This window comes from Variovorax guangxiensis (assembly GCF_003952165.1).
Lineage (GTDB): Bacteria > Pseudomonadota > Gammaproteobacteria > Burkholderiales > Burkholderiaceae_C > Variovorax > Variovorax guangxiensis.
This window is the reverse complement of the sequence record NZ_RXFT01000001.1, coordinates 573,427-588,010: the sequence shown is the minus strand read 5'-3', so window position 1 is coordinate 588,010 and position 14,584 is coordinate 573,427. Positions and strand designations below refer to the sequence as shown.

General features: G+C 68.8%; 14 protein-coding genes. 5 read left to right on the top strand and 9 right to left on the bottom strand.

The genetic code is table 11. From position 1 onward, the window contains the following. Positions 1 to 73 precede the first annotated feature (73 nt). Positions 74 to 760, top strand: a complete 687-nt coding sequence (locus EJP67_RS02855; protein ID WP_126019195.1) for a response regulator — start codon at positions 74 to 76, stop codon at positions 758 to 760. A 1-nt stretch (position 761) separates the two neighbouring features. Further along, positions 762 to 2,633, top strand: coding sequence for a sensor histidine kinase (locus EJP67_RS02850; RefSeq protein WP_126019193.1), 1,872 nt, complete (start codon positions 762 to 764; stop codon positions 2,631 to 2,633). A 16-nt stretch (positions 2,634 to 2,649) separates the two neighbouring features. On the opposite strand, the gene EJP67_RS02845 is transcribed toward EJP67_RS02850, so the two are convergent. The 5 genes from EJP67_RS02845 to EJP67_RS02825 all read right to left on the bottom strand — a co-directional run bounded on the left by EJP67_RS02845 (position 2,650) and on the right by EJP67_RS02825 (position 7,484). Beyond that, positions 2,650 to 2,952: a hypothetical protein gene (locus EJP67_RS02845; RefSeq protein ID WP_126019191.1), complete on the bottom strand. Its 303-nt coding sequence runs from the start codon at positions 2,950 to 2,952 to the stop codon at positions 2,650 to 2,652. A 15-nt stretch (positions 2,953 to 2,967) separates the two neighbouring features. After that, positions 2,968 to 4,452, bottom strand: a complete 1,485-nt coding sequence (locus EJP67_RS02840; RefSeq protein ID WP_126019189.1) for a DegQ family serine endoprotease — start codon at positions 4,450 to 4,452, stop codon at positions 2,968 to 2,970. A gap of 103 nt (positions 4,453 to 4,555) precedes the next feature. Next, positions 4,556 to 5,893, bottom strand: a complete 1,338-nt coding sequence (locus EJP67_RS02835) for an ATP-binding protein (protein ID WP_126019186.1) — start codon at positions 5,891 to 5,893, stop codon at positions 4,556 to 4,558. 109 nt (positions 5,894 to 6,002) lie between these two features. Then, positions 6,003 to 6,662, bottom strand: a complete 660-nt coding sequence (locus EJP67_RS02830) for a response regulator (RefSeq protein WP_056518096.1) — start codon at positions 6,660 to 6,662, stop codon at positions 6,003 to 6,005. 51 nt (positions 6,663 to 6,713) lie between these two features. After that, complete coding sequence (locus EJP67_RS02825) at positions 6,714 to 7,484, bottom strand: IclR family transcriptional regulator domain-containing protein (RefSeq protein ID WP_126019184.1); 771 nt, start codon at positions 7,482 to 7,484, stop codon at positions 6,714 to 6,716. 153 nt (positions 7,485 to 7,637) lie between these two features. On the opposite strand from EJP67_RS02825, the gene pobA reads away from it, so the two are divergent. Beyond that, a complete protein-coding gene (gene pobA / locus EJP67_RS02820; RefSeq protein ID WP_126019182.1) occupies positions 7,638 to 8,819 on the top strand; it encodes a 4-hydroxybenzoate 3-monooxygenase in 1,182 nt (393 codons plus the stop codon). Here pobA and EJP67_RS02815 read toward each other — a convergent pair. The 4 genes from EJP67_RS02815 to EJP67_RS02800 are packed head-to-tail and all read right to left on the bottom strand — an operon-like array spanning position 8,816 to position 12,866. Beyond that, positions 8,816 to 9,232, bottom strand: a complete 417-nt coding sequence (locus EJP67_RS02815; protein ID WP_126019180.1) for an SRPBCC family protein — start codon at positions 9,230 to 9,232, stop codon at positions 8,816 to 8,818. The genes pobA and EJP67_RS02815 overlap by 4 nt on opposite strands. Before the next feature lie 16 nt (positions 9,233 to 9,248). Continuing rightward, positions 9,249 to 9,608: a VOC family protein gene (locus EJP67_RS02810; protein WP_093054451.1), complete on the bottom strand. Its 360-nt coding sequence runs from the start codon at positions 9,606 to 9,608 to the stop codon at positions 9,249 to 9,251. After that, complete coding sequence (locus tag EJP67_RS02805) at positions 9,587 to 10,501, bottom strand: helix-turn-helix domain-containing protein (RefSeq protein WP_126019177.1); 915 nt, start codon at positions 10,499 to 10,501, stop codon at positions 9,587 to 9,589. Before EJP67_RS02805 ends, EJP67_RS02810 begins: the two co-directional genes overlap by 22 nt. Positions 10,502 to 10,535: 34 nt before the next feature. Further along, a complete protein-coding gene (locus EJP67_RS02800) occupies positions 10,536 to 12,866 on the bottom strand; it encodes a xanthine dehydrogenase family protein molybdopterin-binding subunit (protein ID WP_126019175.1) in 2,331 nt (776 codons plus the stop codon). 205 nt (positions 12,867 to 13,071) lie between these two features. Here EJP67_RS02800 and aat point away from each other — a divergent pair, with 205 nt between their 5' ends. Both aat and EJP67_RS02790 read left to right on the top strand, forming a co-directional pair. Then, positions 13,072 to 13,827: a leucyl/phenylalanyl-tRNA--protein transferase gene (gene aat, locus EJP67_RS02795; RefSeq protein ID WP_126019173.1), complete on the top strand. Its 756-nt coding sequence runs from the start codon at positions 13,072 to 13,074 to the stop codon at positions 13,825 to 13,827. After that, the gene (locus EJP67_RS02790) at positions 13,824 to 14,573 is read left to right on the top strand and encodes an arginyltransferase (protein ID WP_126019171.1); all 750 of its coding nucleotides are present in this window, start codon (positions 13,824 to 13,826) and stop codon (positions 14,571 to 14,573) included. Before aat ends, EJP67_RS02790 begins: the two co-directional genes overlap by 4 nt. Positions 14,574 to 14,584 lie beyond the last annotated feature (11 nt).

Below are 14,584 nucleotides of genomic sequence, written 5' to 3'. Positions count from 1 at the left end.
TCTTTTCCTCCATGCGCCTTGTCACCACGCCATGCATGAGCGCATGCAGCTTCTTTCCGGGCCCGGTCCACGCATGACTGCGGAAACACAGGTCGCCCTCGTCGAAGACGACACCGGCATGCGCGAGCGCATCTCGCGCGTGGTCGACGCAGACCCGTCCCTCAGCCTGGCCTACAGCGCCTCCAACGCCAGCGACATCCTGCGCTGGCTGGTCGACAACCCGATCGACGTGCTGCTGGTGGACCTCGGCCTGCCCGACCGCCCCGGGCTGCAGGTGATCAGCCAGTGCCGCAACATGCAGCCGGCATGCGCGGTGATGGTGCTTTCGATCTTCGGCGACGAGGCCAACATGGTCCAGGCCTTCGAGGCCGGCGCCAGCGGCTACCTGCTGAAGGACGGCACCGAGGCCGACCTCGCCACCCACATCCGCCACCTGCGCGCCGGCGGCTCGCCGATGTCGCCGGTCATCGCGCGCAAGCTGCTGCGCCGCTGGCAGGCGCACTCGGGCGGCGCGCCCAGGGAACAGGCCGCGGCCAAGGCGGCAGGCACGCCGACGGTCGTGCCCGAGCGCCTGTCGCCGCGCGAGTTCGAGGTGCTCGACCTGGTCTCTCGTGGTTTCACCTATGTCGAAGTCGGTGTGCAGATGGGAGTCTCGGCCTCGACTGTCCAAACCCATATCCGCAATATCTACGGCAAGCTGGATGTGCACAACAAATCGGAAGCTGTGTTCGAGGCCCGCAACCTCGGCTGGCTTCCCTAGCGTGACCGCCGGCGGCCTCTGCCGCCTGCTGCTCGCCGCCTTGTGCCTGTGGCTCGCCCTGGCGTCGGCGGCCTCCCATGCCGACGCAGCGGAATCGCCCGACGCTTTCGACGTTCCCTCGGCCGAGGCGGTGCTCGAACCCGACGGCCTGCCGGCGCAGCAGCGACGCGTGGAGATTCCCTTCCGCTGGGACCATGAATTCCCCGGGCGCGGCGGCAAGGCCACCTACCGCATCGAACTGCCCGCTTCCGCGGTGCCGGCCGGCAAGCCCGCCGCGCTGCTGCTCTCGGGCGCGGGCAACCAGGTGGCGATCTCGTTCAACGACGCGCTGGTGGCAAGCTACGGCACGCTGGGCTTGCCGAGCTACGACGCATCCAAGAGCAACCTGCTGGTGCCGGTGCCGGCCGTGCTGCACCAGGCAGGCCAGCCACAGTCGCTGGTGGTGCGCACCACCATCCAGCGCCAGCGCGGCGCGGGGCTGGCCAGCATCGACTACGGCCCCGAGGCGTCGCTGGCAACGGTCTACCGCGCCCGGCAGAACTGGCGCAACACCTCGGCCATCGTCTATGCCGTCAGCCTGCTGCTGATGGGCGGCATCGCCGGCGGGCTATGGCTGCGCCAGCGCGACGCGCTCTACGGCTGCTTCGCGCTGGCCGCGCTCTCGGGCGTGGCGCGCAACCTCGACCGCGTATGGCCCGACGTGGCCATTCCCTGGCCGCTGTGGGGCGCCATCGTGGCGGTCTGCTACGCCTGCCACATCGGGCTGATCGCGCGCTTCGTGCTGTTGGTGCTGGAGCGCAATCCGCCGTGGCTGGTGCGCTCGATCTACACGGCGCTCGCGCTGTCGGTCACGCTGGCCTGCGCCTCCTTCGCCTTCGCGCAGCCGCTGCTGTGGACCGGCGGCCTCGTCATCCTGCAATGCATCAGCATCATCTGCCTGCCCTACGTGGTGTACGGGGCGCTGGTGGACCGCCGCCGTATCGCGGGCGTGCTGATGGCCGCGGGCACGCTGGCCATCCTGGCCGGCGCGCACGACCTGCTGCTGGTGCGCATGGGCCTCTTCGGCGGCGCCTACTACACGCTGACGGCGCACGCGATGTTCTTCTTCGTGATGATCCTGGCCGGCCTGGTGGTCGAGCGCTACAGCCGCACCGTAGCCGACTACCGCGCGCTCAACGCCAACCTCGCAGCCCGCGTGGCCGAGCGCGAAGAGCAGTTGCGCAGCGCCTTCGACACCATGCGCCAGCAGCAGCAGGAACAGGCCGTGCTGCTGGAGCGCCAGCGCATCATGCGGGAGATCCACGACGGCGTCGGCTCGCAGCTGGTCGGCCTCCTCAACGTGGTGACGCAGGCCAAACCGGACCGCACGGTGATCGAGGAACACGTGAAGCTCGCGCTCGACGAGATGCGCATGGCCGTCGATTCGCTGCAGCCCACGCACGACGACCTGGCCACCGTGCTGGCCACGCTGCGCTACCGCCTGCAGCCGCGGCTCGACGCCGCCGGCATCGAGCTGGTGTGGGACGTGGAAGTGATCCCGCAGCTGGAGCCTTTCGCCGCACAGGCGGCCCTGCAGCTGCAACGCATCCTGCTCGAAGCCTTCACCAACGTGCTCAAGCACGCGGGCGCCACGCGCATCGTGATGCACGCGAGCTGGCACGGGGAAGAGACGCCTGCGCTGGTGCGCATCATGCTCACCGACAACGGGCGCGGCCTGCCTTCGGCGCCGGCCAATGGCGGGAGAACCGGCCACGGCATCGCCAACATGCGGGCGCGCGCCCAGTCCATCGGCGCGCGGCTGCAGATCGAGACGGCGGACCCGGCCGCCGGCGGCACGCGCATGCAGCTCGACTGGCCCTGCTCGCCCGCCTGAGGCGCCGCGCAGCCGTTCAGCGCAGGGCAAAGGCCAGCGTCACCGCACCCAGCGCCAGCAGCCCGAGGCCGGCGATGAAGACCATCTCGCCCCAGGCCTCCAGCCGCGCGCCCGACCTGCGCGAACGCATCGAGATGAAAGACAGCAACGCGCTGGCCAGGAAGACCAGCGCGTCCACTGCGAGCAGGCGGTCGATCAGAAGCCGCATGTCGTCGCGCGGCCCCAGGTGCCCGATGGACATCACCGTCATGCACACGCCGATCATGGTCGCAGACGTGGGCAGGATGTGAGCCGAGAGGCTCTGGGCGGGCGACGTCATGCCTGCGGGGCGAACTCAACCGATACGCACCGGCACGAAGATCTTGTCTTCGCCGCGCTGGATCAAGAGCGCCACCGACTTATTGCTGGCCTTGGTCACCACCTCGCGCACCTGCTCCACGCTCTGCGCCGGCGTGCCGTTGATGGCCAGCAGCACGTCGCCCGCCTGCACCCCGGCCTGCGCCGAGGGGCCGGCCGCGTCTTCGATCAGCAGGCCGTTGTCGACGGAGGCTTCGCGCTTTTCCTGCGGCTGCAACGGGCGCAGCGCCAGGCCCAGCTTGCCCTGTCCCACGTCGGCATCGGCCTTGGCGACCTTCGCGGGCTTGTCGCTCGCATCGCCGAGCTTGGCCTGCAGCTCCTGGCGTTCGCCCTGGCGCCACACTTCGAGCGTGACCTTCTTGCCGGGCGCCTGCTGGCCGATCACCGCGGGCAGGTCGCCCGAGGACACGATGGGCTGGCCGTCGACCTTGCGGATCACATCGCCCGCCTTCAGGCCGGCCTTGTCGCCGGGGCCGCCCTTCTCGATGTTCGAGACCAGCGCGCCTTCGGGCTTGTCGAGCTTGAACGAATCGGCGAAGGCCTGGTTCACCTCCTGCACCGCGATGCCAAGGCGTGCGTGCTGCGCCTTGCCGGTGGCGACGATCTGGTCCTTCACCTGGATCGCCACGTCAATCGGGATCGCGAACGACACGCCCTGGTAGCCGCCGCTGCGGCTGTAGATCTGCGAGTTGATGCCGACCACCTCGCCGCGCGTGTTGAGCAGCGGACCGCCGGAATTGCCGGGGTTCACCGCCACGTCGGTCTGGATGAAGGGCACGTAGCTGTCGTCGGGCAGCGAGCGGCCCTTGGCGCTCACCACGCCGGCCGTGACGGTGTTCTCGAAGCCGAAGGGCGAGCCGATGGCCAGCACCCATTCGCCGACCTTCAGATCCTTGGTGTTGCCCAGCGCGAGCACGGGCAGGTTCTTCGCGTCGATCTTGAGCACCGCGATGTCGGTCTTGGCGTCGGCGCCCAGCACCTTCGCGCGGTACTCGCGGCGGTCGGTGAGCTTGACGGTGACTTCCTTCGCGTCCTTCACCACGTGGGCGTTGGTGATGATGATGCCGCTGGGGTCGACGATGAAGCCCGACCCCTGCGCGCGCACCGGCACTTCGCGCTGCTGTTGCTGGCCGCGCGGATTCATCTGGCCCTGGAAGCGGCGAAAGAACTGGAACATCGGATCGTCCGGATCGATGCCCTGGATCTCGGCGGCTGCCTCGTCGTCGGAGGCCTTCATGGTGCCGGTCACGCTGATGTTGACCACGGCCGGGCCGTCGCGCGAAGTGATCGTCGAGAAGTCGGGCAGCGTGACCATGGCCGCGGGCGCGGTGGCGACGGCATTGGTGGTCGGCGCGCCCACGGCGCGGGCGCTGGTGTAGGCGCCGGCGCCGACGGCACCGATCACGCCGGCGCTTGCCAGCGCGATGGCCAGGGCACGGGGCGAAGTCAGACGTGAGTTCATTTGTCGGTTCCTTTCAAGGCGTATGGACGCAAAACGATGAAAGGAATGTCGCGGGTCTGACTTAAGCGCCGCTTAAACGGCGCGGCCGGGGCTCAGCTCCAGTTCAGGAGCGCGCGGGAAAGCGCACCAGCACGCGCAGCCCGCCGAGGCTGGGCGACTGCTCCAGCGCCACCGTGGCCCCGTGCAGGTCGGCAATCGACTTGACGATGGCCAGCCCAAGGCCGCTGCCGGGCGCCTGGGATTCGCCGGAGCGATAGAACCGGTCGAGCACCCGCTCGCGCTCCTCCGGCGGCAGGCCTGGCCCGCTGTCGTCCACGGTGAGTTCGGCCGTATCGCCCTTGCGCGCGATGCCGATGTCGACGCGGCCTTCCACCGGCGTGTACTTGATCGCGTTCTCCAGCAGGTTGCGCAGCAGCATCCGAAGCGCCTCGGACTGTCCATGCACCACCGCCTTGTCGGCATGGGCGATGCCGATGTCGATGCCGCGCGCCTGTGCGGCCGCCACGGCGTCGGACACCGCGAGCCGGGCCACCTCGGCCAGGTCCACCGGCTCGGGCTTCGCGCCGGCCGCCATGCTGGCTTCATGCCGGGCCAGCGCAAGCATTTGCTCGACCAGACGCGTCGCCCGGTCAATGCCCGCCACCAGCCTGCTCACCGCCAACTCGCGCGAGGCATCGTCAGGCGCGCGCTGCAGGCCCTGCACCTGCAGCTTGAGCGCGGCCAGCGGCGAGCGCAGCTCGTGCGCGGCATCGGCGACGAAGTGCTTCTGCGCGTCGAAGGCATGGCGTACGCGGTCGAAGAGCAGGTTCAGTTCCTGCACCAGCGGGCGCACCTCCTCGGGCAGGTTCTCCTCGCTCACCGGGGAGAGATCGTCGGCCTGGCGCGAGGCCACCTGCTTGCGCACCCGCGCCACCGGCGCGAGCGACTGGCTCACCACCCACCACACGACCAGCATCAGCAGCGGCGCCATCAGCGCCACCGGCGCGATGGTGCGCAGGGCCAGCGTGCCGGCCATGTGGCGCCGCGCGGCCATGTCCTGCGCCACCTGGATCACCAGCCCGCGCGTCTGCATCGAGAACACGCGGTAGGTGGTGCCGCGCGCGTTCACGTCGGCGAAGCCCAGCACCGCGAGCTGCGGCAGCGCGGCCTGCTCGGCGGATTCGAAGATGCGCGTGCCATCGGCCGTCCACACCTGCACGACGAAATCGAAGTTCTGCTCGGCGGCGCCCAGCCCGCCCACCGCAGCGCTCGGCGGCAGGCCGGCGCGCAGCGACAGCGCCATCTGCTGCATGTGATAGTCGAAGATATCGTCGGCCTCGGCCAGCACCGTGCGGTAGGCCACCAGTGCCTGCGCCCCCGCCGCCAGCACGATGGCTGCGAGCAGGAACCACAGCAGCCGCGCGCGCAGCGAGCCTGTCAGCGAACCAATGACTCTGCTCATACACGCCCCCTTCGCGGGACGACACGGAACCGGCTTTGCCGGGCCGTAGGCGTCGCCCCCGGAAGGGGGTTGGCGAAGCGACACGAAGTGCGCGAAGCCTGGGGGTGAGTCATAGTTTCGGCACCATGTAGCCGACGCCGCGCACGTTGCGGATCAGCTCCGCGCCGAGCTTCTTGCGCAGGCCGTGCACGTAGACCTCGACGGCGTTGCTGCTGATCTCGTCCTTCCAGCTGTAGAGCTTCTCTTCGAGCTGGGCGCGCGACAGCACCATGCCGGGCCGGGCCAGCAGGGGCTCCAGCACGGCCCATTCACGCGCCGACAGCACCACGGGCTGGCCGGCCACAGTGACCTCGCGCGTGGCCGGGTTGATGCTCACACCCATGTGCTCGTACACCGGTTCCGCACGCCCCGCCGCGCGGCGCAGCAGGGCCCGGATCCGCGCCAGCAGCTCGTCGAGGTCGTAGGGCTTGAGCACGTAGTCGTCGGCGCCGGCATCCAGGCCTTCGATGCGCTGCTGCACCGAGTCGCGCGCCGTGGCGATCAGCACCGGCATGCGCTGCTTGCGCGCGCGCAGGTTGCGCAGCACCTCAAGCCCGTCGCGCCTGGGCACGCCGAGGTCGAGCATCACGAGGTCGTATTGCTGGGTGCGCAGGGCCGATTCGGCGGCCTCGCCGTCTTTCACCCAGTCCACTGCGTATTGCTCGGCGCGCAGCAGGTCGAGCACCGCTTCGCCGATCATCACGTCGTCTTCGAGGAGTAGGAGTCGCATGGTTGTGTCCGTTTCGGGGATTCGAGGCGCGGGCCGCTGCCAAAGTTCAGATCAGAGAAGCGAACGGACTTCCCGTGCGGCCTCGAACAGCAGCGGCAGCATCTCGCGCTGCAGCGTCTCTTCCTGGTAGCGCGTGCCCGAGAGCACCACGTTGAGCGCGGCCACCGTATGGCCCTGCATGTCGCGCAGCGGCACGGCCAGCGCCTGCACGCCCAGCTCGTGCTCTTCGCTGGCGAAACAGTAGTCGTCCTTGCGCGCGCGGGCGATCAGCTGACGCAGGCCGCGCGCCTGCGTCACCGTGCGCGGCGTGAGCCGTGCGAGATGCCGGCCCTTGAGCCACTGCGTGAACTGCGCCGGCGCCATCGCCGCGAGCAGCACGCGCCCGGTGGAAGTGGCATGCGCGGGCAGCCGCGCCCCCAGGTGCAGGCCATAGGCCAGCACGCGCGTCGGCGTGCCGTAGCTGCCGCTGCGCGCGACGATGACCACCTCTTCCCCGTCGAGCACCACGGCCGAGAACGACTCGCCGGTCTGCGCCGCGAGCCGGTTCAGCGTGGGCTGCAGCGCCCGCGGCAATCGGGAAGACGCGAGATAGCTGCCCGAGAAGCGCAGCACCTTCGGCGCCATCCAGAAATAGCTGCCGTCGGTTTCCAGGTAGCCCAGGTGGGCCAGCGTCAGCAAATGGCGGCGGGCTGCTGCGCGCGTGAGGCCGGCACGTTCGGCGGCCAGGGTGGCGTTCAGGCGCTGGCGCTCGGTGTCGAAGCTTTCGAGCACGGCCATGCCCTTGGCGATGCCCTCGATGAAGTCGGCCTTGGCGATGCTCATTCTTCGGTCGATGGAGGATGGGGTTCGTCGTCTGTGGAAGTGTTGCGCGATGATCGCGCACGCATTCGCATGATCGCACACAGCCGCGCGCACGGCCTCCCTGGAAGGCCCCGTGCCCCCTACGCTTCGTGAAACCCTCTCGGAGACACGAACATGCGCACCCAGGTCGCCATCATCGGAGCCGGACCCGCCGGCCTTCTGCTCGGACAGCTTCTGCACAAGGCAGGCATCGACAACGTCATTGTCGAACGCCAGAGCGGCGACTACGTGCTCGGCCGCATCCGCGCCGGCGTGCTCGAACAGGTCACGATGGACCTGCTGGCGCGTGCGGGCGTCGACGCCCGCGCCAAGGCCGAGGGACTGCCGCACGAGGGCATCGAGCTGCTCTTCAAGGGTGCGCGCCACCGCATCGACATGCACGGCCTCACGGGCGGCAAGCAGGTGACGGTGTACGGCCAGACCGAAGTGACGCGCGACCTGATGGAAGCGCGCGCGGCCGAAGGGCTCGCCACCATCTACAGCGCGGCCAACGTGAGCCTACACGACTTCCAGTCGGGCAAGCCCCGCGTGCGCTACGAAAAGGATGGCCAGACGCACGAGATCGAATGCGACTTCATCGCCGGCTGCGACGGCTACCACGGCGTGAGCCGCGCCAGCGTGCCGGCCGATGCGATCCAGACCTACGAAAAGATCTACCCCTTCGGCTGGCTCGGCGTGCTGGCCGACGTGCCGCCCGTGTCGCACGAACTCATCTACGCCAACACCGAGCGCGGCTTCGCGCTGTGCAGCATGCGCAGCGCCACGCGCAGCCGCTACTACGTGCAGGTGCCCACCGAGGAGCGGGTGGAGAACTGGAGCGACGAGGCTTTCTGGAACGAGCTTCGCGCACGCCTCGACCCCGAAGCGCGCGAGCGACTGGTGACCGGGCCTTCGCTGGAGAAGAGCATTGCACCGCTGCGCAGCTTCGTCGCCGAGCCGATGCGCTTCGGCTCGCTGTTCCTGGCGGGCGACGCGGCGCACATCGTGCCGCCGACGGGCGCCAAGGGGCTGAACCTCGCCACGGCCGACGTCGGGTATCTCTCGCGCGCATTCGAAATCTTCTACGGCGAGAAGTCGGCCTCGGCGCTCGACCGCTATTCCGACCTGTGCCTGCGCCGCGTATGGAAGGCCGAGCGCTTCTCGTGGTGGTTCACCTCGTTGATGCACCGTTTTCCGGAGACGGGCGCCTTCGGCCAGAAGATCCAGGAAGCCGAGCTCGACTACCTGGTGCATTCGGCCGCCGCCTCCACCGCGCTGGCGGAGAACTACGTCGGGCTGCCGCTCGAAGACTTCTAGGCCGCAGACGGAACCGGGCGACCTTCCAGCGCGGCCTTCATGGCAGCGCCGCCCTGCTCCATCATCGGCCCGATGTAGGCCGCCATCGCATCGGGCAGCACGTCGGTGATCCAGACGAAGCGCGAGCGGCCTTCGCCTTCCTCGAAAACCTGCGCCGTCGCATGGTGATGCCTCGCCTGCCCGCCGGTGACGGTGTAGGCCAGCCGACGATGGGCCTCGTCGATGCCCACCAGCAGTTCGCGCGCGACGAGGCCGTTGGCGAAGGTCAGGATGCGCGCGCCCTCCTCATCGATCGTGCAGGCCGTGAGAAAGCCCGGCGCGAGCCGCGTGTGCACTGCATCGAAGTGGCGCAGCGCGTCCCAGACCTGCGCCGCGCTCGCCTCGACGATGAATTCCTTGTAGACCGTGGCCATGGCGTGGAACCTCTCTTCAGGGGCAGACCGCTTCGACGTTGTTGCCGTCGGGGTCGATCAGGAAGGCAGCGTAATAGGTCGGGCTGTAGTCCGGCCTGGGGCCCGCGCCACCGTTGTCGGTGCCGCCGGCTTTCAGGCCGGCCTTGTGGAAGGCGGCCACGGCCTCGTGGTTCGGTGCACGGAATGCGATGTGAGTGCCCGGCCCCTTCGCGCCCTTGGCGGCGTAGAGCCACAGCGCGGGTTCGTCGGCCGGGCCGATGCCGGCGTAGCTGTCGTCGTGCGGGCCCGGAACATGGCCCAGCGGCGCGAGCGCTGCTTCGTAGAAGCGGCGGCTCGCGGCGAGGTCTTTGACTTTCAGTCCGATGTGGTCGTACATGATGGCTTCCTACTCGATGGGTTGATCAGGAGTCCATCATCGAAGAGCGCCGCGATGCGATCTTGGAGAATCTTGCGGTCGCCTTTCGCCGCCTTGCGGAAGCCGCCCGGCGACACGCCCGCTGCGCGATGGAAGGTGCGCACGAAGTTGCTGAGGTCGGCAAAGCCCACGTCCAGCGCGACCTCGGTCACGGGCCGGCTGTCGTCGTCGGCCAGCAGGCGCGCGGCATGCCGCAGGCGCGAGCGCACGAGGTACTGGTGCGGCGTGACGCCCAGCACCTGCGAGAAGAGCCGCAGGAAGTGGAAGGAGCTCAGGCCGGCTTCGGCAGCGGCGCCGTCGAGGCCGATGTCGTGCTGCAGGTTGGCGTCGATCCACATCGCGGCATCGACCGCGCGGCGGCGGTCGCGAGAGATGGCCGGGGACGGCAACTTTGGCTTCGCTCGCCCCGAGACGACCTCGACGAAGCGGCTCGCGAACCACATGCCCAGTTCGTCCAGCCCCACGTCGCTCTGTCCGTCGGCAGCGGCCTGGGCCAGCTCGCCGATGACCACGAGCTCGGCCAGCGGCGGCACACCGCCGGTGCGCCAGGTCTTGCGGTCACCGCCGATCAGGTCTACGAAGCCCGGCGAGAGATGAAAGGCCAGGCACTCGTCGCCGCAGAGATGGTGGTCGTGCGTGCAGACGTACTCGTCGCCCGGACAGCCGACCAGCACCGAGCCGGCGACCAGCTCATAGGCATTTCCGCGCGTGCGATAGCCGAAGCTGCCCCTTCGCACGTACGAGACGGAATGGCCTTCGTGCAGCTCGGTGAAGGGCTGCGCGTCGGGCCCCGCGTCGCAGCGGTAGCTGGCGATGCGGATCGCATCGGTCCGGACCTCGGTGGTGACAAGCATGGCCGGTGCCTTTCTGCCCCACGAAAACGATTGCTCAATCGACCGTTTGCATCGCCTGCCAGACACGCGCAGGGCTCAGCGGCATGTGCAGCCGCGGCGCGCGCGTAGCGAAGCCGTTGCGCGCGAAGGCGTCGGCCACCGCATTCACGATGGCCGGCGTGGCGCCGATGGTGCCCAGCTCGCCCACGCCCTTCACGCCCAGCGGGTTGTTCTTGCAGGGCGTCGACTCGTCCATCTCCATGTTGAACATGGTGTCGACGATGTCGGCGCGCGGGGCGGCGTAGTCCATCAGGCTGCCGGTGACGGGCTGGCCGGTCTCGTGGTCGTACACCACCTGCTCGTACAGCGCCTGGCCGATGCCCTGCACCGCACCGCCTTCGAGCTGGCCGCGCACGATCATCGGATTGATGACGCGGCCCACGTCGTTGACCGAGCTGTAGGCCACCACGCTGATCTCGCCGGTGGGCGGATCGATCTCGATCTCGCAGATGTGGCAGCCGTTGGGCCAGGTGGGGCCGGCCACGGTGCTGGTGGAGTCGACGAAGATCTCGCGCCCCGGTTGCTTCGCCGCGAGCGTGAAGAGGTCGAGTTCGAGGTCGGTGCCGGCCACGTTGAAGACGCCTCGGCTGTAGACGATGTCGTCGAGCGCCGCCTCGAACTCCTGCGCGGCCAGTTCGCGAGCCTTGTCGATGGTGCGCTCGGCGCCGATGCGCACGGCCGAGCCGCCGGTGAAGAGAGAGCGCGAGCCGGCGCTGCCGAAGCCGTCGCCGCGGTCGGTGTCGCCCAGCACCACGCGCACTTTCTCGATGGGCACGCCGAAGGCATCCACGGCGAGCTGGGCCAGCGAGGTGGCAATGCCCTGCCCCATGGCGTTGACGGCCGAGAAAACCTCGATCACGCCGTCGGCCTGCACCGAGACGGTGACGCGCTCCTCGAACACGTTGCCGCCGGTCCATTCGAGGAAAGTGGCGATGCCCAGGCCGCGGTGCTTGCCACGGCCGGCCGACTCGGCGGCGCGGCTCTCGAAACCCTGCCAGTCGGCAAGCGTGAGCGCCTGGTCCATCACCGACTCGAAGTTGCCCGTGTCGTAGGTCTGCGCCATCGGGTTCTTGTACGGCATCTGCTCGGGGCGGATGAAGTTGCGCCGGCGCAGCACGATGCGGTCGATGCCGGTCTGGCGCGCGGCCTCGTCCATGAGCCGTTCGATGGTGAAGATGGCTTCGGGGCGGCCCGCGCCGCGGTAGGCGCCAGTGGGAGCGGTGTTGGTGAGCACCGCCTTGAAATGGAAGTCGATGGTCTGGATGTCGTAGACGCTGGTCTGCACCCAGGGGCCGATCAGCAGCTGGATTGCGACGCCGGTGCCGGTCGCGTAGGCGCCGACGTTGGCCAGCGTCTTGATGCGCAGCGCGAGGATCTTGCCATCGGCGTCGAGTGCCATCTCGGCGCGCGCCTCGATGTCGCGGCCGTGCGCGCTGGAGAGGAACTCCTCGCTGCGGTCGGCCACCCACTTCACCGGCCGGTCCACCTGGAGCGCCGCATAGGCGACGGCGATGTCCTCCGGGTAGGCGCCGGTCTTCATGCCGAAGCCGCCGCCGACATCTCCTACCACCACGCGCACCTTTTCCTTGGGCAGGCCGATGGCGGCGCAGATGGAATCGCGCACGCCGGAGGGCATCTGGGTGCTCATGCGGATCGTGAGGCGGCCGGTTTCGGCGTCGCGCGCCGCGAGCACCGAGCGCGGCTCGATCGTCAGGGCGACCACGCGCTGGTTGTTCACGTCGAGCGCGACCACGTGGCTGGCCTTGGCGAAGGCGGCCGTGGCAGCCTCGCTGCTGCCGTGGCGCATTTCGGCGGAGATGTTGCCGGTGGCCTCCTCGCACAGCAGCGGCGCGCCTTCCGCGGTGGCACTGGCGAGGTCGACCACCATGGGCAGGTCTTCGTAGTCGACCACGATGGCTTCGGCGGCGTCGCGCGCCTGCTGCACGGTGTCGGCCACCACGGCCGCCACCACTTCGCCGACGAAACGGGTGCGCTCGTGGGCGATGGCTCGGCGCGGGGGGCTGGCGCTGTCGCTGCCGTCGGCGCGCTTGAAGCCGGCGGCACCAGGAAGAGGTTTGACGCCGGCCTCCACCATCTCGGCGCCGGTGATCACTCGCAGCACGCCGGGCATGGCGGCGGCGGCGCTGGTGTCGATGGACAGGATGCGCGCGTGCGGGTAAGAGGATCGAAGGAAGACGAGGTGCGCCTGCTCGGGGAGCGTGACGTCGTCGGTGTAGCGGCCGGCGCCCGACAGAAGGCTTTCATCTTCCAGGCGGCGCACTGCCTGGCCGCTGCCGAAGCGGGTGGGATTGGGTTCAGTGGTCAACGTTGTCCTCTTGTACTTATCCCCGGCGTGCGCTCGGGCCTGCCTGATCTGTTCGTGGGTGCTGCGGATGCAAGCTGTGCACTATAGGGTTTCCGGCGGGTCTTGTGGTGCCGTGGCGTGTGGGCCGAACGCTGGTGGCGATATCGGCGACCAGCGATTTTCGCCCACTGGATTGGTGTTTGCGAAGCCGTGTATACCTATGCCCATGCGACAACTTCCCTGGCTGGAACCTGGAGATGCCCTGCCCGACCCCGCCTCGGCCTGGGGCGTGGCCGACCCGGTGCCCGGCCTGCTGGCCGCCGGAGGTGCTCTCGACGTCGATACTCTGATGCAGGCGTACGGCAACTGTGTCTTTCCCTGGTTCAGCGAGGACCAGCCGATCCTGTGGTGGAGCCCCGACCCACGCATGGTGCTGCAGGTGGACGAGTTCAGGCTGCACCGCTCTCTGCGCAAGACCCTGGCGCGCTTCGTGGAAACGCCCGGCTGCGAGGTGCGCATCGACCACGGTTTCGAGGCCGTCATCAGGGCCTGCTCGGCCTCGCCGCGGGTGGGCCAGTCGGGCACCTGGATCGTGCCGGACATGGTGGCGGCCTATACGGATTTGCACCGCGCGGGCCACGCCCACAGCGTCGAGACCTGGATCGATGGCGAACTGGCGGGCGGCCTCTACTGCGTTTCGCTGGGCCGCGCGGTGTTCGGCGAGTCGATGTTCACCCGCCGGCCGGACGCATCGAAGATCGCGCTGGCCGCGCTGGTGTCGCTATGCCGCCACTTCGGCGTGCGGATGATCGACTGCCAGCAGAACACCGCCCACCTCGCGAGCCTCGGCGCACGCGAAATGGCGCGCAAGCGCTTCGTCGCGCACGTGGCAGGGGCACGGCAGCAAGAGGGCCCACGGTGGCGATTCGAGCCCGTATACTGGTCCGAACTCCTTTCAGCGCGACCTCCTTCCCTGACGTGACGCACCTCAAGGACCTCCCGCTTCACACACTGCAGTTCTACGCGACTGCGCCCTACCCGTGCAGCTACCTGCCGGACCGGCAAGCCCGCTCGCAAGTGGCCACGCCCAGCCACCTGATCCACAACGACGCCTATTCGGACCTGGTGCTCAGCGGCTTCCGGCGCAGCGGCATGTTCACCTACCGGCCGTACTGCGATGGTTGCCGGGCCTGCATTCCGCTGCGCGTGCTGGCCAATGCCTTCCATCCCAACCGCAGCCAGCGCCGGGCGCTGAAGCAGCACGCAAACCTGCAGGCCCGCGTGCTCAAGCTGTGCTTCATGCCGGAGCACTACCAGCTCTACCTGCGCTACCAGAACGGCCGCCACGCAGGCGGCGGCATGGACCACGACAGCATCGACCAGTACACCCAGTTCCTGCTCCAGAGCCGCGTCAACTCGCGGCTGGTGGAATTCCGCGAGACCCAGCCCGACGGCAGCGCGGGAGCGCTCAGGATGGTGTCGATCCTCGATGTGCTCAACGACGGCATCTCGGCCGTCTACACCTTCTACGAGCCCGATTCGAGCGCCGGCTACGGCACCTACAGCGTGCTATGGCAGATCGAGCAGGCCCGCAAGCTCGGGCTGCCGCACGTCTACCTGGGCTACTGGATCGAGCACAGCCCCAAGATGAACTACAAGGCGCGCTTCTCCCCTCATGAAGTGTTGTTGGATGGCCGCTGGCAGCCGCCAAGTGATTTCACAAGGTAAAATGGCGCTCG

Excerpts from the sequence above, each read along its gene's own strand:
- EJP67_RS02855 (WP_126019195.1), top strand. The coding sequence starts at position 74 with ATGACTGCGGAAACACAGGTCGCCCTCGTCGAAGACGACACCGGCATG.
- EJP67_RS02845 (WP_126019191.1), bottom strand. The coding sequence starts at position 2,952 with ATGACGTCGCCCGCCCAGAGCCTCTCGGCTCACATCCTGCCCACGTCT.
- EJP67_RS02840 (WP_126019189.1), bottom strand. The coding sequence starts at position 4,452 with ATGAACTCACGTCTGACTTCGCCCCGTGCCCTGGCCATCGCGCTGGCA.
- EJP67_RS02835 (WP_126019186.1), bottom strand. The coding sequence starts at position 5,893 with ATGAGCAGAGTCATTGGTTCGCTGACAGGCTCGCTGCGCGCGCGGCTG.
- EJP67_RS02830 (WP_056518096.1), bottom strand. The coding sequence starts at position 6,662 with ATGCGACTCCTACTCCTCGAAGACGACGTGATGATCGGCGAAGCGGTG.
- EJP67_RS02825 (WP_126019184.1), bottom strand. The coding sequence starts at position 7,484 with ATGAGCATCGCCAAGGCCGACTTCATCGAGGGCATCGCCAAGGGCATG.
- pobA (WP_126019182.1), top strand. The coding sequence starts at position 7,638 with ATGCGCACCCAGGTCGCCATCATCGGAGCCGGACCCGCCGGCCTTCTG.
- EJP67_RS02815 (WP_126019180.1), bottom strand. The coding sequence starts at position 9,232 with ATGGCCACGGTCTACAAGGAATTCATCGTCGAGGCGAGCGCGGCGCAG.
- EJP67_RS02810 (WP_093054451.1), bottom strand. The coding sequence starts at position 9,608 with ATGTACGACCACATCGGACTGAAAGTCAAAGACCTCGCCGCGAGCCGC.
- EJP67_RS02805 (WP_126019177.1), bottom strand. The coding sequence starts at position 10,501 with ATGCTTGTCACCACCGAGGTCCGGACCGATGCGATCCGCATCGCCAGC.
- aat (WP_126019173.1), top strand. The coding sequence starts at position 13,072 with ATGCGACAACTTCCCTGGCTGGAACCTGGAGATGCCCTGCCCGACCCC.